Source organism: Caulobacter sp. Root487D2Y (genome assembly GCF_001427165.1).
Classification (GTDB): domain Bacteria; phylum Pseudomonadota; class Alphaproteobacteria; order Caulobacterales; family Caulobacteraceae; genus Caulobacter.
This window is the reverse complement of record NZ_LMFD01000002.1, coordinates 31,995-45,986: the sequence shown is the minus strand read 5'-3', so window position 1 is coordinate 45,986 and position 13,992 is coordinate 31,995. Positions and strand designations below refer to the sequence as shown.

The window sequence follows — 13,992 nt, the reverse complement described above, 5'->3', positions numbered from 1 at the left end:
AACAACGCGCCCAAAGCAAGCCAGGGCGGAGCAAGGGAGACAAAACGGCGTGAGCCTGCCCTCCAACGACATGATGGCCGCAATCGCCGCGACCCGCTTCGGTCTGGGCGCCCGTCCCGGCGAGATCGAGGCGGCGCGGAACGATCCGCGCGGCTTCCTGACCGCCCAGATCCGACCCGAGGGCGCCGACCAGCCGCTGGGGGACGGCGAAACCTCGGCCCAGCGCCTGGCCGAGCTCAGCGACTACCAGATGCAGCGGCGCGAGGCGCGCCAGGCCGGCGATCCCAAGGCCGATCCCGTCAAGGACGCCCAGAAGATGCTCCGCGACCAGGCCGGCGCCGACTTCCTGGCCCGGGCCCGGCTGGGCGCGACGACCGACGCGGCGTTTCGCGAGCGCTGGACGCTGTTCTGGGCCAACCATTTCACCGTCTCGGCCACCAAGCTGACCACCGCCACGGTGGTGGGGCCGTTCGAGCAGGAGGCCATCCGCCCGCACGTCTTCGGCCGGTTCGAGGACCTGCTGGTCGCCTCGTCCACCCATCCGGCCATGCTGCTGTACCTGGACCAGGCCCAGTCGGTGGGTCCCGACAGCCGGGCGGCGCTGTATCAGCGCAGGAACGCCAAGAAGGCCGGCGGGCTGAACGAGAACCTGGCCCGCGAGATCATGGAGCTGCACACGGTCGGGGTCGACGCCGGCTACAGCCAGGCCGACGTCACCGAATTCGCCCGCGCCATGACCGGCTTCAGCGTCGGCCGCCCGCGGGACCCGAGTTCGCACCGGTTCCTGTTCCGCGACAACGCCCACCAACCCGGCGCGCGCACGGTGATGGGCAAGGGCTATCCGCAGGAGGGCCAGGCCCAGGCCCTGGCGGTGATGCGCGACCTGGCGGCCAGTCGCCGCACCGCCCGCCACGTCTCGACCAAGCTGGCCGCCCACTTCGTCAGCGACACGCCGCCGCCCGCCCTCGTGGCCCGGCTGGAAAAGACCTATCTCGACAGCGGCGGCCGTCTCGATGAGATGGCCCGCGCCCTGGTCGCCGCGCCGGAGGCCTGGGACCCCGCCCCCGCCAAGTTCAAGACCCCCTACGAGTTCGCGATCTCGACCTGGCGGGCCGTCGGCGCCGAGCCGTCGGCGATCGGCAAGCTGGGGCCGGTGCTGACGGGCCTGGGCCAGAAGCCGTTCTCGCCCCCCTCTCCCAAGGGCTGGGCCGACGACGCCCAGACCTGGTGCGCGCCCGACGCCCTGATCAAGCGCCTGAGGTTCAGCGAGGGCTTCGCCGCCGTCGCCGCCGACCGCCTCGACCCGGACGCCCTGGCCCAGTCCGCCCTCGGCGCGCGCCTGACCCCACCGGTCGCCAAGGCGGTGGCCCGGGCCGAAACCCGCCGCGAGGCCATGACCCTGCTGTTGATGAGCCCGGAGTTCCAACGCCGATGAACGCTCCCGTTTCCCGCCGCTCGCTGCTGCTTCAGGCCGCCGGCCTGGGCGTTTCGGTCAGCTTCCTGGGCGGGTCGGCCTTCGCCGCCGCCGACGGACCGATGGCCAGGCGCAAGATGGTGGTGGTCATCTGCCGGGGCGGCATGGACGGCCTGACCGTCAGCCCGCCGGTCGGCGATCCCGACTACGCGGTCCTGCGCGGCGCCGTGGCCGTGACTCCCGACCAGGCGCTGAAGCTGGACGGAACCTTCGGCCTGCACCCGGCCCTGGAGTCTGTGCACGCCCTGGCGCTGAAGGGTCAGGCCCGCATCGCTCCAGCCATCGCCAGCCCCGACCGCGCCCGCTCGCACTTCGAGGCCCAGGACGTGCTGGAGACCGGCGCGGCCCAGGTCTACGGCGTCACCACCGGCTGGCTCAACCGCACGCTGGAGGTCATGGGACCGTCGACGATCGAGGCCCTGTCGGTCGGCGCCACCGCGCCGCTGATCCTGCGCGGCAAGGTCCAGGCCGCCAGCTGGTCGCCAGGCAAGGGCGTCGACGAGACCGCCCGCCTGCCCACCCTGCTGCAGGACCTCTACAAGACCGATCCGATGATGGGCCCGGCCTTCGCGCGGGGCCTGGAGACCGAGGCCATGGCCCAGGCGGCGATGACCGCGCTCAACCCCGCGCCCACGCCGGTGTCGACGGATGCGGCGGCCATGGCGCCCAAGGCGACGTGGCAAAACGCGGTGAACACCTCGGACGCGACGCCGCGGGTCATGGCGCCGCCGGCCATGGCCCAGAACGCCCAGGCCATCACCAACCAGCGCCAGGGCCGCGAGGCCGCCCGCCAGCTGGGCTCGACCCTGGCCGGCTTCATGACCCAGGCGGGCGGTCCGCGCATCGCCGCCATCTCGCTGGACGGCTGGGACACCCACGCCGGCCAGGTCGGCCAGTTGAACACCCGCCTGTCCTATCTGGACGCCGTGCTCGACGGGCTGAACACCGGCCTGGGCGCGGAGTGGAGCAACACCGTCGTGGTGGTCGCCACCGAGTTCGGCCGCACCGCCCGGGTCAACGGCACCGGCGGCACCGACCACGGCACCGGCTCGACCGCCCTGGTGCTGGGCGGCGGCCTCAAGAAGGGCGGCGTCATCGGCGACTGGCCCACCCTCAGGCAGGATGCCCTGCTCGAGAACCGCGACGTGCGCCCCACCCTCGACATGCGCGGCCTGTTCAAGGGCGTGCTGGCCGAGCACATGGGCGTCGATCGCGCGGCGCTGGAGAGCAAGGTCTTCCCCGACAGCGCCGACGCCAAGGCGGTGACGGGGCTGGTGTAGCGCTAGGCCGCCGCGCGCGGGGCTCGCGCCGGCAGAAACCGCGGATTGCGCAGCAGGATCGCGCTGATCAGCGAGATCAGCAGGCCGACCGGGAAGATCTCGGCGAAGGTCATCGGCATCCGCAGCAGCGGATTGGCGTATTGCCGGCGCATGGTCTCCAGGTTGGCGGCCAGCTCGTCATAGGCCGGCCCGGCCAAGCCCGCGGCGCGCTTGGCCTCGAGGGTGGCGGCGACGTAGTGGTCCATGAAGGTGTAGTGCGTGGCGGCCAGATAGGCCTCCCAGACCAGGACATAGGCCACGGACGCGATCAGGGCGATCGCCAGGCCCATCAGGAAGGCCTGGTGGAACTTGATCACGCCGCCCAGCACCTGGTCGCGATGGCGTTTGACCCCCACCAGGATGGCGGACAGGCCGATCAACATGACCAGATAGCCCAGCCAGACATTGGAATGGTGGGTGTTCGCCCCTGGGATCACGATCGTGCCGATGATGCCGGCGATGACGATCAGTCCCGAGACCAGGCCGTAGGTCAGAATGGTGCGCGTCATGGCGCTGCTCCTTGGCGATTTCGACCAGGCGAACATGGCGCGCGAACCGATCCCAGCGATATCACCCAAAAGGGTGAATTCGTCGGCATGGACCGTTTGGACGGGGCGCGCGCGGCTTCAGGGAATGAGGTGCAGGTCTCGCGCCTTGCCCACCGCCTGGGTGCGGCGGCCGACCTCCAGCTTGGCGAACAGGCGGGCGACGTGGCTCTTCACGGTGTTGGGCGACAGCCCAAGGGTCCGTGCGATCTCCTTGTTCGACCGTCCCGCCGCGATGTGCTCCAGGACCTTCATCTCCTGGCCCGTCAGTCCCAGCGCCCGGCGGGCGGCGAGGTTGGGCTCGAAGGGCGCCGCCTCGCCGCGCGAAGCCAACCTCGCCCCCAGCCAAAGCCCGCCCGCCGCGAAGGCCGTCGCGATACAGGCGACGTAGAGATCGCGCGAGAACACGCGCACCAGATACTGGTACTCCAGCCAATCCAGGATGAAGGCGCCGAAGGCCAGGACGAGCGCCCAAAGGAGGATGGTGCGGATCATGTCTGGAGGGTGCGCGATCCCGCGCCCAGGTCAACCGTCGTGAACCCGGCGTCCTAGCCCGCCGCGTTCAGCTTCTTCTCGACCGCCTCGACCAGTTCCTTGACGTCCTGGTGCTTGCCGTTCTTGAAGGCGATCCGCGTGCCGACCTTCAGCGGCCCCATCAGGGGGCCCTCGGTCGGCACGGGCGCGAAGCTCAGGACCTCGACCGTGCTGATCGAGACCGGCGAGTCGTCCGGACGCGTGAACGTGACGAAGGCCATGAATTCGCCCCTCAAGATTGAGAGACGATCATTCCACAGCCCCTGGACGCACTCAAGCGTCCCTAGCGTCGTTTGACCTGCCGGCGCGCGAACGGATCCTGGTCGGCCTCGTCTTCCGAGAAGCCGAACTTGGCGAAGCCCGCCTTCAGCTCGGGGCTGATCGGGGCCTCGATGAACAACATGCCCACCGAAGGGTGCGGGATCATCACCGAGCGGGCGTGCAACTGCAGCTTCAGGCCCTCCGACAGCTGGGTCGACTTTTCGTCGCTGTACTTGGGATCGCCCAGGATCGGGTGACCGATGGCCTTCATGTGGGCGCGAAGCTGGTGCGTGCGGCCGGTATGGGGACGCAGGGCCATCCAGGTGACGCGGGGGCCCGCGCGGCTGATCGAGACGAACTCGGTCTCGGCGGGCTGGGCGTCCTGGTCCTTGGGCTCGGCCGGCACGACCAGTTCGCGGTCTCCAACCCCCCGCTTCGCGAGGTGCAGCTCGATCACGCCCTCGGTCGGGTGCGGGTTGCCCTGCACGATCGCCCAATAGGTCTTCTGCGCCTTGCGCTTGGCGAACGAGCCCGAGAGGCGGGCGGCGGCGGCGGGGGTCTTGCCCAGCAGCAGCACGCCGGAGGTGTCGCGGTCCAGACGGTGGACCAGCTTGGGCCGATTGACGCCCTCGCCCCACGCGCTGAGCAGCTTGTCGATGTGGTGGGTGGTCTTGGTGCCGCCCTGCACGGCCAGGCCCGCCGGCTTGTTCAGCGCCAGCACTTCCTCGTCCTCGTACAGCACCAGCGACTTGGCGAACGCGATGTCGCGCTTGGACAGGGCCAGCTTCTCGTCCGGATCGGGCGCGTCGGGCAGCGGCGGCACGCGCACCTGACTGCCGGCCGCCAGCTTGGTGTCGGCCTTGACCCGCGAGCCGTCGACCCGCACCTGGCCCGAGCGGAACAGCTTGTTGAGCTGGATGTGGTTCAGGTGCGGCCAGCGGCGCTTGAACCAGCGGTCCACCCGGACGCCGTCCTCGCCGTTGTCCACATAGAGGGTACGAACTTCTTTCATGCCGCGAAAATCCTGCGGGCGATCAAGAGGCCCGCGAAAATGGCCGCCACGGACAGGATCACGCTGGCGGACGTATAGGTAAAGGCCTGGGCGTAGGCGCGCTTCTCGATCATCAGCGCGGTCTCCAGCGAAAAGGCCGAAAAGGTCGTGAAGCCGCCCATCACGCCGACACCGAGCAGGACTCGCCAGTGTTCTTGTTGCGCGCCGCCCCGCAGGGCCAGCCAGGCGGCCAGCAGGCCCATCAGCAGCCCGCCCGTCAGATTGACGATGAAGGTGCCGTAGGGCCAGTTCGGTCCGAACAGGCGCAGGGCCTGCATGCCCACCAGATAGCGGGCGACGGAGCCCAGGGCGCCCCCGACGGCTACGAGGAGGAGTTTGGTCATCGCGCCCTTATGCGCCGGGCGGCCGCGAACGCCAAGCCGTGCCGAAGCCGCGCCTGAAGTCTCAACCGCGAACCGTGAAGGCAATTGCCAGGTTGTGTAACCTTAGGTAGCATCCAATCGCCCGTCGCCGAGAGAAACCCATGCCGCCGCTGCGCGTGATCCTCCTCAGCTTGCCGATCGGTTCCCCCGCCCACGCCACGGCCTCCGCGCCGCCGCCGACCAACGGGTGGGCGGTGACGACCTTCGCGCCCCGTCGACCCGATCGTGGACCCCAACCCCGTGCCGATAATTTAGGCCATTCCGGAACCCGAACCGATCTTCGACCAGGATCGATACGTAGTAACGCGCATTTCAACCTCTACACGTTACGGTAACTTCGTTTGACAACCGTGTTCCTGCACCGACCGTTAAGGCTGTAAAGGGCATCCTATGGGCTCCTCCCGCGCCAAGGCCAACATGCCCTTCGATTCGAGCCACAGCGACGACCGGAACGAGCACCTGGCTCTCAGCGGACCCGTGCTACAAAGGCTGGCGGGGTCCGAGCTGATCGCGCGCGGTTCCGTCAACATCATCAGCGTCAAGGCCATCCGGCGCTGGGCGGGCGACTGGTGGGACCAGAAGCGCGTCGATGTCTGGACCTATGTCGAGCGGAAGCTGGCCGAACACCTGGACCGCAGCGATCTGCGCGCCCGGATCGGCGAGGAAGACTTCCTGATCGCCATGAACAATGACCAGGGCATCGCCGCCCAGGCCACCAGCGTGCGCATCCTGGAAGACGTGCTGACCCATCTGCTGGGCGCGGCCGAACCGACCGACCTGGGCGTGCGCGCCGTGATCGGCGTCGAGGCCGGCGGCGTCGTCTGCCGTCCGATCGACGCGGCCGTGGTGCTGGCCGCCCGGGCCCGCCGCGACTCGACCCGCTCGCCCATCCGCTTCGACATCGACCCGCTGGAAGAGACCCGGCGCACGCCCGTGGCTTTCACCACCGCCGGCGGCGCGGCTCTGCGCGTCGACTTCACGCTCGAGCACGTGATCAACCTCAAGCGCAACATCGCCACGGCGGTGCGCATCGAGCCGGTCGTCACGCACCTGGGCTCGGGCAAGCAGATCAGCGCGCGCGCGGTTTCGCGCCTGCCGGACCGCGACGCCGCCTTCATCGACGAAGCGGCCCTGAAATACGCCGCCGTGTTCGCCCGGTCCTCGCAAGGCCACGACCGTCCCGACCTGATCGTGCCGGCCTCGTTCCGCACCCTGGGCACCCAGCGCGGCCGCGACATGCTGACCGGCACCTCGGGCCTGTCCCTGGCGCTGCTGCGCGGCGGGGTGATGATCGAACTGGTCGACGTCACCCGCGGCACGCCCGCCGGGCGCCTGCTCGAAGTCGTCGGCCTGCTGAAGGCCCTGACGCGCGGCGTGATCGCCCGCGTGCCGCCCGAGAAGGAAGTGCTGCGCGTGCTGCGCGACGCGCGCCTGCAGGGCATGACCCTGGACGCCAGCGACCTGATAGGTCCGGCCGAGAAGATCGCCGCCGACATCATGGCCTTTGGCCGCGACGCCAAGGGCTTGGCGCCGATGGTCACCCTTCAGGGCTTGCCGGCCGAGGGCTATTTCGCCGCCGCCGAGACCGCCGGCCTGACCCACGCGGCGCTCCGCGCGGCTCATCCGATCGTCGCGATGGCCAAGAAGGCGGCCGGCTAGACCGCCGCCCGCCCCTGCCCCATCGTGCGGACGATGGAGCGAGCGTCGTAGACGTCGGCGCCGCGGGGCGGCTGACCCCTGCCGAACACCACCTCCATCGAACTGCTCACCGACGGCTTGGGGCCGAGGTTGAAGGTCGTCCCGACGCCCAGGCCGACCGAGCTGCCATGGCCGTGATGGCCGTAGTCGTAGTTGCTGCCGCCGCCGCCGATCGACAGGGACGAGCCGCCGCCCGAGCCGGTCTCCTGGGTCAGGCGGTCGGCGACCCGGAACCAGTCGTAGCCGTCGCGCAGGGCCAGTTCGGCCGAACGCAGCAGGACGTAGTCCGAAATCTGGTTGGCCGACGCGCCAGGATTGCCCTGGAAGGTGACGCGGTATCGGCCGTCCTCCAGGCGATATTCCGAATACCCGGCGCCTCGCGCCACGGTTTGCGGCCCGTACACGGTCGGCGCGGTGGTGCAGGCGGTCAGCATGGCGGCGAAAAAGGCGAGTACGATCAGGCGTTTCATGCGAAATCTCCTGTGAGGCTTAACGAGTGTCCGCCCGTCCCTGTTCCACCGCGGTCCGTTCCGGGACCTCGAGCCCAAGCTTAGTCAGAACCGCGCGCATGTCGTCCGGAATCGGCGCGTTGATCCGCCGCTCGCCGCCCTCGGGATGCGGGAAGACCAGGTTGGCGGCGTGCAGCATCAGGCGCGGCACGGGCGACCCGCCCAGCATCAGCGCCCCGCCATAGCGGCTGTCGCCGGCGATCGGTCGTCCGATCGAGGCCATGTGGACGCGCAGCTGGTGCATGCGGCCGGTGTCGGGGCTCAGCTCCACCAGGGCCGCGCCTTCCGTGGCCGCCAGGGTGCGATAGCGGCTGCGTGCGGTCTCGGCGTCGGGGTGGTCAGCCGCGCAGACCCGCATATAGGCCTCGCGCCCGATCGACTCGCGGCGCAGGGGGCTGTCGATCTGCCCGCCGCGCGGCTCGGGCGCGCCCGGGGTGACGATGGCCAGATAGGTCTTGCGGAACCGCCTGCCCATCAGGGCCTTGCCCAGGAACGTCGCCGCCGGCTTGGTGCGGGCGGTCAGGATTACGCCCGAGGTGTCGCGGTCGAGGCGGTGGATCAGGCGCGGCCGGGGCCGGTCCCGCCGGGCGAGGGCCCACAGCAGGTCGTCCAAGGTATGGGCCCGGATCCGCCCGCCCTGGCTGGACAGGCCCGCCGGCTTGTTCAGTACGAAGACGCTGTCGTCCTCGTGGATCACGAGCGAGCGGGTGAACGCGATCTCTTCGGGGGTCAGGGTGATCGGCGTGTCCGAAGCCTTGGGCTTGGCGACACCGGGCGGGCGGCGGACGGGACGGCTCATGCGCTTTCCTCCGTCGGCGCGATCCACAGCGCGCGGGCGTTGAGAAGCACCCACAGCAGCATCAGCCCGGCCGGGGCCAGGGCCCAGCCGCCGCGCGACGCCAGGCCGCTGATCAGGAACACGGCGAAGACCAGCGGCAAGCCATAGACGGCGTTGGCCAGGATCGACGGCCAGTGCGGCGGCCGGGTGAAGACCAGCAACGGCCCGCTGGCCTTGCGGCGCAGGACCAGCGGCGGGATGACCAGCAGCAGGGTGATCACCGTCAAAGGAATCATCGCCACCAGGGCCCCGGCCAGGGGAATGTTCAGGGTGTCCGCCCACTCGGGCAGCTGTTCGCGATAGAACCGGTGCAGCGGGTCGGCCGCCAGCCCGACCAGGGTGGCGACCAGGGCCAGGAGGGTCACTCCCAGCACGACCAGGGCTCTTTTCTGCGTGCGCAGCAGCCGCGCGCCGAAGCGGGCGGCCAGCCCCGCGGCGACACCGGCGCAGACCGCCAGGGCCAGGCAGGCATAGCCGAGGTCGGCGTAGAGCCACTTGTGGGTCGCGTACTGAAGCTGGAGGCTATTGAACCGCAGCGTGGCCCGCCGAAAATCCTCGGCGCTGGACTGGCCGAAATAAAGCGTGGCGCGCAGACGCTGCAAGGCGGCGAAATAGGCGTCGGAATCGGTGTGCCACGGCGTGATCGCCGCCAGGCCGAGCAGGACGGCGCCCGCCAGCAACAGGGCCAGGGCGATCGCGGCGGTCGCGCGGACCGCGGGGGTAAGCTTCACTTGCCGTTTCTCCGCAGCCGGTTCCAGGCGTCCAGCCGTTCCTTGACCTTGGCCTCGGCCCCGATGGGCTTGGGCTCGTAGAGGGTCGGGCGCTCGATGCCGTCCGGGAAGTAGTTCTGGCCCGAAACCCCGCCCTCGACGTCGTGGTCGTAGGCGTAGCCGTCGCCATAGCCCAGCGACTTCATCAGCTTGGTCGGAGCGTTGAGGATGTGGGCGGGCGGCGTCAGACTGCCGGTCTCCTTGGCCAGGCGGCGGGCGGCCTTGTAGGCGTTGTAGACGGCGTTGGACTTGGGGGCGCTGGCCATGTGGACCACCGCCTGGGCCAGGGCCAGTTCGCCCTCGGGACTGCCCAGGAAATCGTAGGCGTCCTTGGCGGCCGTGGTCAGTAGCAGGCTCAGCGGATCGGCCGCTCCGATGTCCTCGGAGGCCATGCGCACCAGGCGGCGGGCGATGAACAGCGGGTCTTCGCCGCCCTCCAGCATCCGCGCCAGCCAGTAGAGCGCCGCGTCCGGATCGCTGCCGCGCACCGACTTATGCAAGGCCGAGATCAGGTTGTAGTGCTCCTCCCGGTTCTTGTCGTAGGCCGGGCGGCGCTTCTGCAGGAACTGGCCCAGCTGGGTCGGGTTCAGCGGCGTGTCCGTGCCGATCGCCAGCAGGGTCTCGGTCAGGGTCAGCAGGTAGCGGCCGTCGCCGTCGGCCATGGCGATCAGGGTCGAGCGCGCATCGGCGTCCAGCGGCAGCTTGCGGTTCTCGGCGGCCTCGGCCTTGACCAGCAGAGCCTCCAGGGCCTCCTCGTCCAGCCGCTTGAGCACGAAGACCTGGCAGCGCGACAGCAGAGCGCCGTTCAGCTCGAACGACGGGTTCTCGGTGGTCGCCCCCACCAGGGTGACGATCCCCTCCTCCACGAACGGCAGGAAGCCGTCCTGCTGGGCGCGGTTGAAGCGGTGGATCTCGTCGACGAACAGCAGGGTGCTCTGGCCAGCCTGGCGGCGCATCCGCGCCTGCTCGAAGGCCTTCTTCAGGTCGGCGACGCCGGAGAACACCGCCGAGATCTGCATGAACTCGTAGCCGCCGGCCTTGGCCAGCAGGCGGGCGATAGTGGTCTTGCCGGTGCCGGGCGGCCCCCACAGGATCATCGAGGCCAGGCGCTTGGCCGCGGCCATGCGGCCGATCGGCCCCTCGGGACCCAGCAGGTGCTCCTGGCCCACCACCTCATCGAGGGTCTGGGGTCGCAGGCGGTCGGCCAGCGGCGACGGCGCATGGGGCGTCAGGCCGGCGGCTTGGAAAAGATCGGACATGGAGTAGGTTTACTTAATCGCGGAGGGAACCACCATGACCAACGAAGGCGACCCGACCCGGGCCCCGGAATCCGGCGTCATCCCCTACATTTCCGTGGTCGGCGGCAAGGCGGCCGTGGACTTCTACAAGCGGGCCTTCGGCGCCGAGGAGACGTTCCGCAACGTCGCCGACGACGGCGAACGGCTGTTGCATTCGCGAATGATCATCAACGGCGACTGGGTGATGCTGTCGGACCATTTCAGCGAGATGGCCCACGGCGACTACGTCCCGCCCTCGGCCGTGACGCTGCACCTCCAGGTCGACGACGCCGACACCTGGTGGAACCGGGCCGTCGAGGCCGGCGCCACGGTGCGCTTCCCGCTCGCCGACCAGTTCTGGGGCGACCGCTACGGGCAACTCGTCGATCCGTTCGGTCACAGCTGGTCGATCGCGTCGAAGATCAAGGCCTAGGGCGTGACGCCGTAGCCGGCGAATTCCTTCTCGACGCCGGGATCGACCTTGCGCGCCCGGGCCAGATCGGCGTCGCCGGCCGCCTTGGCGCCCTGCCGCCGCTTGGCCACCCCGCGCCCGAACAGCGACGCGGCCTGGTCGGGCGCGGTCGTCAGAGCCAGGTCGTAATCGGCGACCGCGCCGACGAGGTCGCCCTTGCGCAGCTTGATGAAGCCCCGGCTGTCCAGGATCGCCGCATTACCGGGCAGCAGCTTCAACGCGGTTTCGCAATCGGCCAGCGCCCGGTCCAGCTCGACATTGCCCAGGCCACGCGACCAGCATCGGCCGTTATAGAGCGCGGCCTGGTCCGGCTCGCGCGCGATCAGCACGTCGAAATCCTTCACGGCCAGATCGTAGCGACCATCGTTCTGGTGGAGCGTCGCGCGCAGATAGCGGGCGCTGTAGCTTTCCGGCCAGGCCTTGAGCGCCTTTTCCACATCCGCCAGGGCCAGGTCGTCCTGGCCCCAGGCATGGCGCCGTTCGGCCCGAAGCTGGTAGGCGAAGGTGTCGTCGGGAGCCAGCGCCAGGGCCCTGTCGATGTCCGCGAGGAAGGCCTCGCGCTGGTCTTTCGGCGTGATGCGGGCCCGGATGAGGTAGGCCTCGACGTTCGGCTTCAAGGCCAGGGCGCGGTCGATCTCGACCCGGGCCTTGTCGATCTTGCCCAACCGTTCCAAGGCGCCGGCATAACCGGCGTGGGCGCGCGCGCTGTCGGGCTCTCGGGCCAGCCAGGCCTGGTAGTTTTCCTCGACCCCCTTCTCGTCGCGCGTCGCGCTGAGGATCTCACCGCGCAGGCCGTAGACATCGAGCATGTCCGGGTCCAGTTCCAGCGCCTTGGCGTAGTCCGCCAGCGCGGCTGGTATCTCGCTGTCCACCTCCGAGGCCTGGCGCACGTGGGCGCGTCGGCGATAGGCGTCGGCGCTCTTGGGCTTGAGCGCGATCAGGTCGTCGTAGACCGCCGTCGCCTCGCGATAGCGTCCGCCCTCCATGAGCGTCACCGCCTTGGTCTCCAGGAAGCGTTCGCGATCCGCGCGCGGCTCGAGAATGGCCAGATCCGCCAAGGCGGCGTCGGTTTCGCGCAGCCGCGACAGGACGATGGCCCGAACGTACCTGGCCGGATCGTAGGTGGAGTCCTGCTTCAAGGCGTCGTCGAGGCTGGTCCTGGCCGCCGCGAAGTCGTCGGCTTCCATCTGGCGCAAAGCCTGGGCGTAGAGCGCTTCGGCTGTGCGCCGCGCCTGGACCTCGGCCTTGGGCGGAGACGGGGCCTTGGGCGCGGCCTGACCCGCACCGGCGCAGGCCAAGAATGTCAGCGTCATGCCGACGACGATGAATTTACGCACGCCCCCTCCGGATCACGATCCGTCGCCCCCGCGACTCGTACAGCTCCGGTTGTAGCGCGACGCCTCGAGGCTTGCGAGGCGCCGCGCGCGTCGCCCTACAGCCGCGCCGTGATCCGCTGGCCGTTGCGTTCGATGGTCACGGTCCAGGTCCTGGCCGCGGTGTTCGAGGCCGCCGCCAGATCGCCGGTGGTCTCGATGACCTTGCCGTTGACCTCGCGGACGAAGTCGCCGGGCCGTAGGCCCACGTTCATGGCGCCGCCCTGGCCGATCTTGGTGACCAGCACGCCGCGACCGACGAACGGGTCGACGCCCAGGTCCTGAGCCACGGCGGGCGACAGATTGACCACCGTCGCGCCGTCGAACGGGTTGCGGCCCTTCAGCACCCGCTCGTCGCGGGCCGGGCTTTCCGGCGCGACTTCGGCGCGCAGGGTCAGGGTCTGCTCCTTGCCGCCGCGGTTGATCAGGACCTGGACGCGGTCGCCGACCTTGTGGGTGCCGATAGCGAAGGCGCCGCCGCCCTCGTCGTTCACCGCCTGGCCGTCGATTGCCAGGATCACGTCCCCTTCGCGGATTCCGGCCCGCTCGGCCGAACCGCCGGGATAGACGTCGGAGACGACCACGCCGCGCGGCGCGGACAGGCCCAGGCTGCGGGCGATGTCGCCGGTCACCGGCTGGCCCTTCACGCCCAGCCAGGGCCGCACCACGCTGTGGCCGCCGCCCAGGGCGGTGTTGACCACCTGGCGCACGACGGACGCCGGAATGGCGAAGCCGACGCCGCTGGACGAGCCCGAGCGCGAGATGATGAAGGTGTTCACCCCGATCAGGTCGCCGTCCATGTCGACCAGGGGGCCGCCGGAATTGCCCGGATTGATCGCCGCGTCGGTCTGGATATAGCTGCCGAACTGGGCCGCGCCGACGTCGGTGCGGGCCAAGGCCGAGACGATGCCGTTGGTCACGGTCTGGCCGACGCCGAACGGGTTGCCCAGGGCCAGGACCAGATCGCCGACCTCCAGCTGCTCCTGATCGTCAATGGCGATCACCGGCAGGCGCTCGCCCTTGGTGTCGATCTTCAGCACCGCCAGGTCGGAGCGCGGGTCGTCCAGCAGCACCGTGGCCGGGAACTCCCGGCGGTCGGCCAGCTGGACGGTGACGTCGCTCATGCCCTCGATATTGTGGTGGTTGGTGATGATCACCCCGTCGGCGCGGACGATGGCGCCGGAGCCCAGCGAGCCCTGCACCTGGTCGCGGGTGGCCCCGCCGCCGCCGCCCATGAAGAAGTCCCAGAACGGATCGACCCGCTGGCGCACCACGCGCTTGCTGGCCACGTTGACGATGGCCGGGGCGGTCTTCTTCACCACCGGCGAGAACGAGGCCTTCATCGACATCGGGTCGGACGGGACGCGGCGGGTCGGCTGGGCGAGGTCCGGGATCGACTGGGCCTTGGACGGCCCTTGCGGCGAGCAGGCGGCCAACAGGGCCAGGGCGGGAAGCACGGCGCGATAGGATCGCATGGGTTCTGGGCGA

General features: G+C 69.9%; 15 protein-coding genes. 4 read left to right on the top strand and 11 right to left on the bottom strand.

Features of this window, described 5'->3' with window-relative positions:
• Positions 1-49: 49 nt before the first annotated feature.
• Positions 50-1,435: a DUF1800 domain-containing protein gene (locus ASD38_RS05580; protein WP_162252123.1), complete on the top strand. Its 1,386-nt coding sequence runs from the start codon at positions 50-52 to the stop codon at positions 1,433-1,435.
• Positions 1,432-2,754, top strand: a complete 1,323-nt coding sequence (locus ASD38_RS05575) for a DUF1501 domain-containing protein (RefSeq protein WP_056458370.1) — start codon at positions 1,432-1,434, stop codon at positions 2,752-2,754. Before ASD38_RS05580 ends, ASD38_RS05575 begins: the two co-directional genes overlap by 4 nt.
• A 2-nt stretch (positions 2,755-2,756) precedes the next feature.
• Here the strand turns inward: ASD38_RS05575 and ASD38_RS05570 are convergent, their stop codons facing one another.
• The 5 genes from ASD38_RS05570 to crcB form a co-directional block, all read right to left on the bottom strand.
• Entirely contained in the window at positions 2,757-3,302 is a 546-nt protein-coding gene (locus tag ASD38_RS05570; protein WP_056437750.1) for a DUF4199 domain-containing protein, read from the bottom strand.
• Between the two features lie 117 nt (positions 3,303-3,419).
• Positions 3,420-3,833 (bottom strand): response regulator transcription factor, encoded by a 414-nt coding sequence (locus ASD38_RS05565; protein WP_056458367.1) that lies wholly within the window; start codon positions 3,831-3,833, stop codon positions 3,420-3,422.
• 53 nt (positions 3,834-3,886) lie between these two features.
• Complete coding sequence (locus ASD38_RS05560; RefSeq protein WP_056458363.1) at positions 3,887-4,093, bottom strand: hypothetical protein; 207 nt, start codon at positions 4,091-4,093, stop codon at positions 3,887-3,889.
• A gap of 62 nt (positions 4,094-4,155) precedes the next feature.
• Positions 4,156-5,145 (bottom strand): RluA family pseudouridine synthase, encoded by a 990-nt coding sequence (locus tag ASD38_RS05555; protein ID WP_056437759.1) that lies wholly within the window; start codon positions 5,143-5,145, stop codon positions 4,156-4,158.
• Positions 5,142-5,528, bottom strand: a complete 387-nt coding sequence (gene crcB, locus ASD38_RS05550) for a fluoride efflux transporter CrcB (protein WP_056458361.1) — start codon at positions 5,526-5,528, stop codon at positions 5,142-5,144. The genes ASD38_RS05555 and crcB overlap by 4 nt, the downstream gene beginning before the upstream one ends.
• A 456-nt stretch (positions 5,529-5,984) precedes the next feature.
• Here crcB and ASD38_RS05545 point away from each other — a divergent pair, with 456 nt between their 5' ends.
• Positions 5,985-7,226, top strand: coding sequence for a hypothetical protein (locus ASD38_RS05545; RefSeq protein WP_056437877.1), 1,242 nt, complete (start codon positions 5,985-5,987; stop codon positions 7,224-7,226).
• Here ASD38_RS05545 and ASD38_RS05540 read toward each other — a convergent pair.
• The 4 genes from ASD38_RS05540 to ASD38_RS05525 are packed head-to-tail and all read right to left on the bottom strand — an operon-like array spanning position 7,223 to position 10,641.
• On the bottom strand, positions 7,223-7,735 hold the full coding sequence (locus ASD38_RS05540; RefSeq protein ID WP_056437764.1) for a CC0125/CC1285 family lipoprotein: 513 nt from the start codon (positions 7,733-7,735) through the stop codon (positions 7,223-7,225). The genes ASD38_RS05545 and ASD38_RS05540 overlap by 4 nt on opposite strands.
• A 19-nt stretch (positions 7,736-7,754) precedes the next feature.
• Positions 7,755-8,573 (bottom strand): RluA family pseudouridine synthase, encoded by an 819-nt coding sequence (locus tag ASD38_RS05535; RefSeq protein WP_056458358.1) that lies wholly within the window; start codon positions 8,571-8,573, stop codon positions 7,755-7,757.
• Positions 8,570-9,343 (bottom strand): hypothetical protein, encoded by a 774-nt coding sequence (locus ASD38_RS05530; RefSeq protein WP_056458355.1) that lies wholly within the window; start codon positions 9,341-9,343, stop codon positions 8,570-8,572. Before ASD38_RS05530 ends, ASD38_RS05535 begins: the two co-directional genes overlap by 4 nt.
• Positions 9,340-10,641, bottom strand: a complete 1,302-nt coding sequence (locus ASD38_RS05525) for a replication-associated recombination protein A (protein WP_056458353.1) — start codon at positions 10,639-10,641, stop codon at positions 9,340-9,342. The genes ASD38_RS05530 and ASD38_RS05525 overlap by 4 nt, the downstream gene beginning before the upstream one ends.
• Positions 10,642-10,675: 34 nt before the next feature.
• On the opposite strand from ASD38_RS05525, the gene ASD38_RS05520 reads away from it, so the two are divergent.
• Positions 10,676-11,092 (top strand): VOC family protein, encoded by a 417-nt coding sequence (locus ASD38_RS05520; RefSeq protein ID WP_056437776.1) that lies wholly within the window; start codon positions 10,676-10,678, stop codon positions 11,090-11,092.
• Here ASD38_RS05520 and ASD38_RS05515 read toward each other — a convergent pair.
• Together ASD38_RS05515 and ASD38_RS05510 are read right to left on the bottom strand one after the other, a co-directional pair.
• Positions 11,089-12,468: a tetratricopeptide repeat protein gene (locus ASD38_RS05515; RefSeq protein ID WP_156390590.1), complete on the bottom strand. Its 1,380-nt coding sequence runs from the start codon at positions 12,466-12,468 to the stop codon at positions 11,089-11,091. The genes ASD38_RS05520 and ASD38_RS05515 overlap by 4 nt on opposite strands.
• A 95-nt stretch (positions 12,469-12,563) precedes the next feature.
• On the bottom strand, positions 12,564-13,979 hold the full coding sequence (locus tag ASD38_RS05510; protein WP_056458345.1) for a Do family serine endopeptidase: 1,416 nt from the start codon (positions 13,977-13,979) through the stop codon (positions 12,564-12,566).
• Positions 13,980-13,992 lie beyond the last annotated feature (13 nt).

Excerpts from the sequence above, each read along its gene's own strand:
- ASD38_RS05520 (WP_056437776.1), top strand. The coding sequence starts at position 10,676 with ATGACCAACGAAGGCGACCCGACCCGGGCCCCGGAATCCGGCGTCATC.
- ASD38_RS05560 (WP_056458363.1), bottom strand. The coding sequence starts at position 4,093 with ATGGCCTTCGTCACGTTCACGCGTCCGGACGACTCGCCGGTCTCGATC.
- ASD38_RS05565 (WP_056458367.1), bottom strand. The coding sequence starts at position 3,833 with ATGATCCGCACCATCCTCCTTTGGGCGCTCGTCCTGGCCTTCGGCGCC.
- ASD38_RS05545 (WP_056437877.1), top strand. The coding sequence starts at position 5,985 with ATGCCCTTCGATTCGAGCCACAGCGACGACCGGAACGAGCACCTGGCT.
- ASD38_RS05510 (WP_056458345.1), bottom strand. The coding sequence starts at position 13,979 with ATGCGATCCTATCGCGCCGTGCTTCCCGCCCTGGCCCTGTTGGCCGCC.
- ASD38_RS05575 (WP_056458370.1), top strand. The coding sequence starts at position 1,432 with ATGAACGCTCCCGTTTCCCGCCGCTCGCTGCTGCTTCAGGCCGCCGGC.
- ASD38_RS05540 (WP_056437764.1), bottom strand. The coding sequence starts at position 7,735 with ATGAAACGCCTGATCGTACTCGCCTTTTTCGCCGCCATGCTGACCGCC.
- crcB (WP_056458361.1), bottom strand. The coding sequence starts at position 5,528 with ATGACCAAACTCCTCCTCGTAGCCGTCGGGGGCGCCCTGGGCTCCGTC.
- ASD38_RS05555 (WP_056437759.1), bottom strand. The coding sequence starts at position 5,145 with ATGAAAGAAGTTCGTACCCTCTATGTGGACAACGGCGAGGACGGCGTC.
- ASD38_RS05525 (WP_056458353.1), bottom strand. The coding sequence starts at position 10,641 with ATGTCCGATCTTTTCCAAGCCGCCGGCCTGACGCCCCATGCGCCGTCG.
- ASD38_RS05570 (WP_056437750.1), bottom strand. The coding sequence starts at position 3,302 with ATGACGCGCACCATTCTGACCTACGGCCTGGTCTCGGGACTGATCGTC.
- ASD38_RS05535 (WP_056458358.1), bottom strand. The coding sequence starts at position 8,573 with ATGAGCCGTCCCGTCCGCCGCCCGCCCGGTGTCGCCAAGCCCAAGGCT.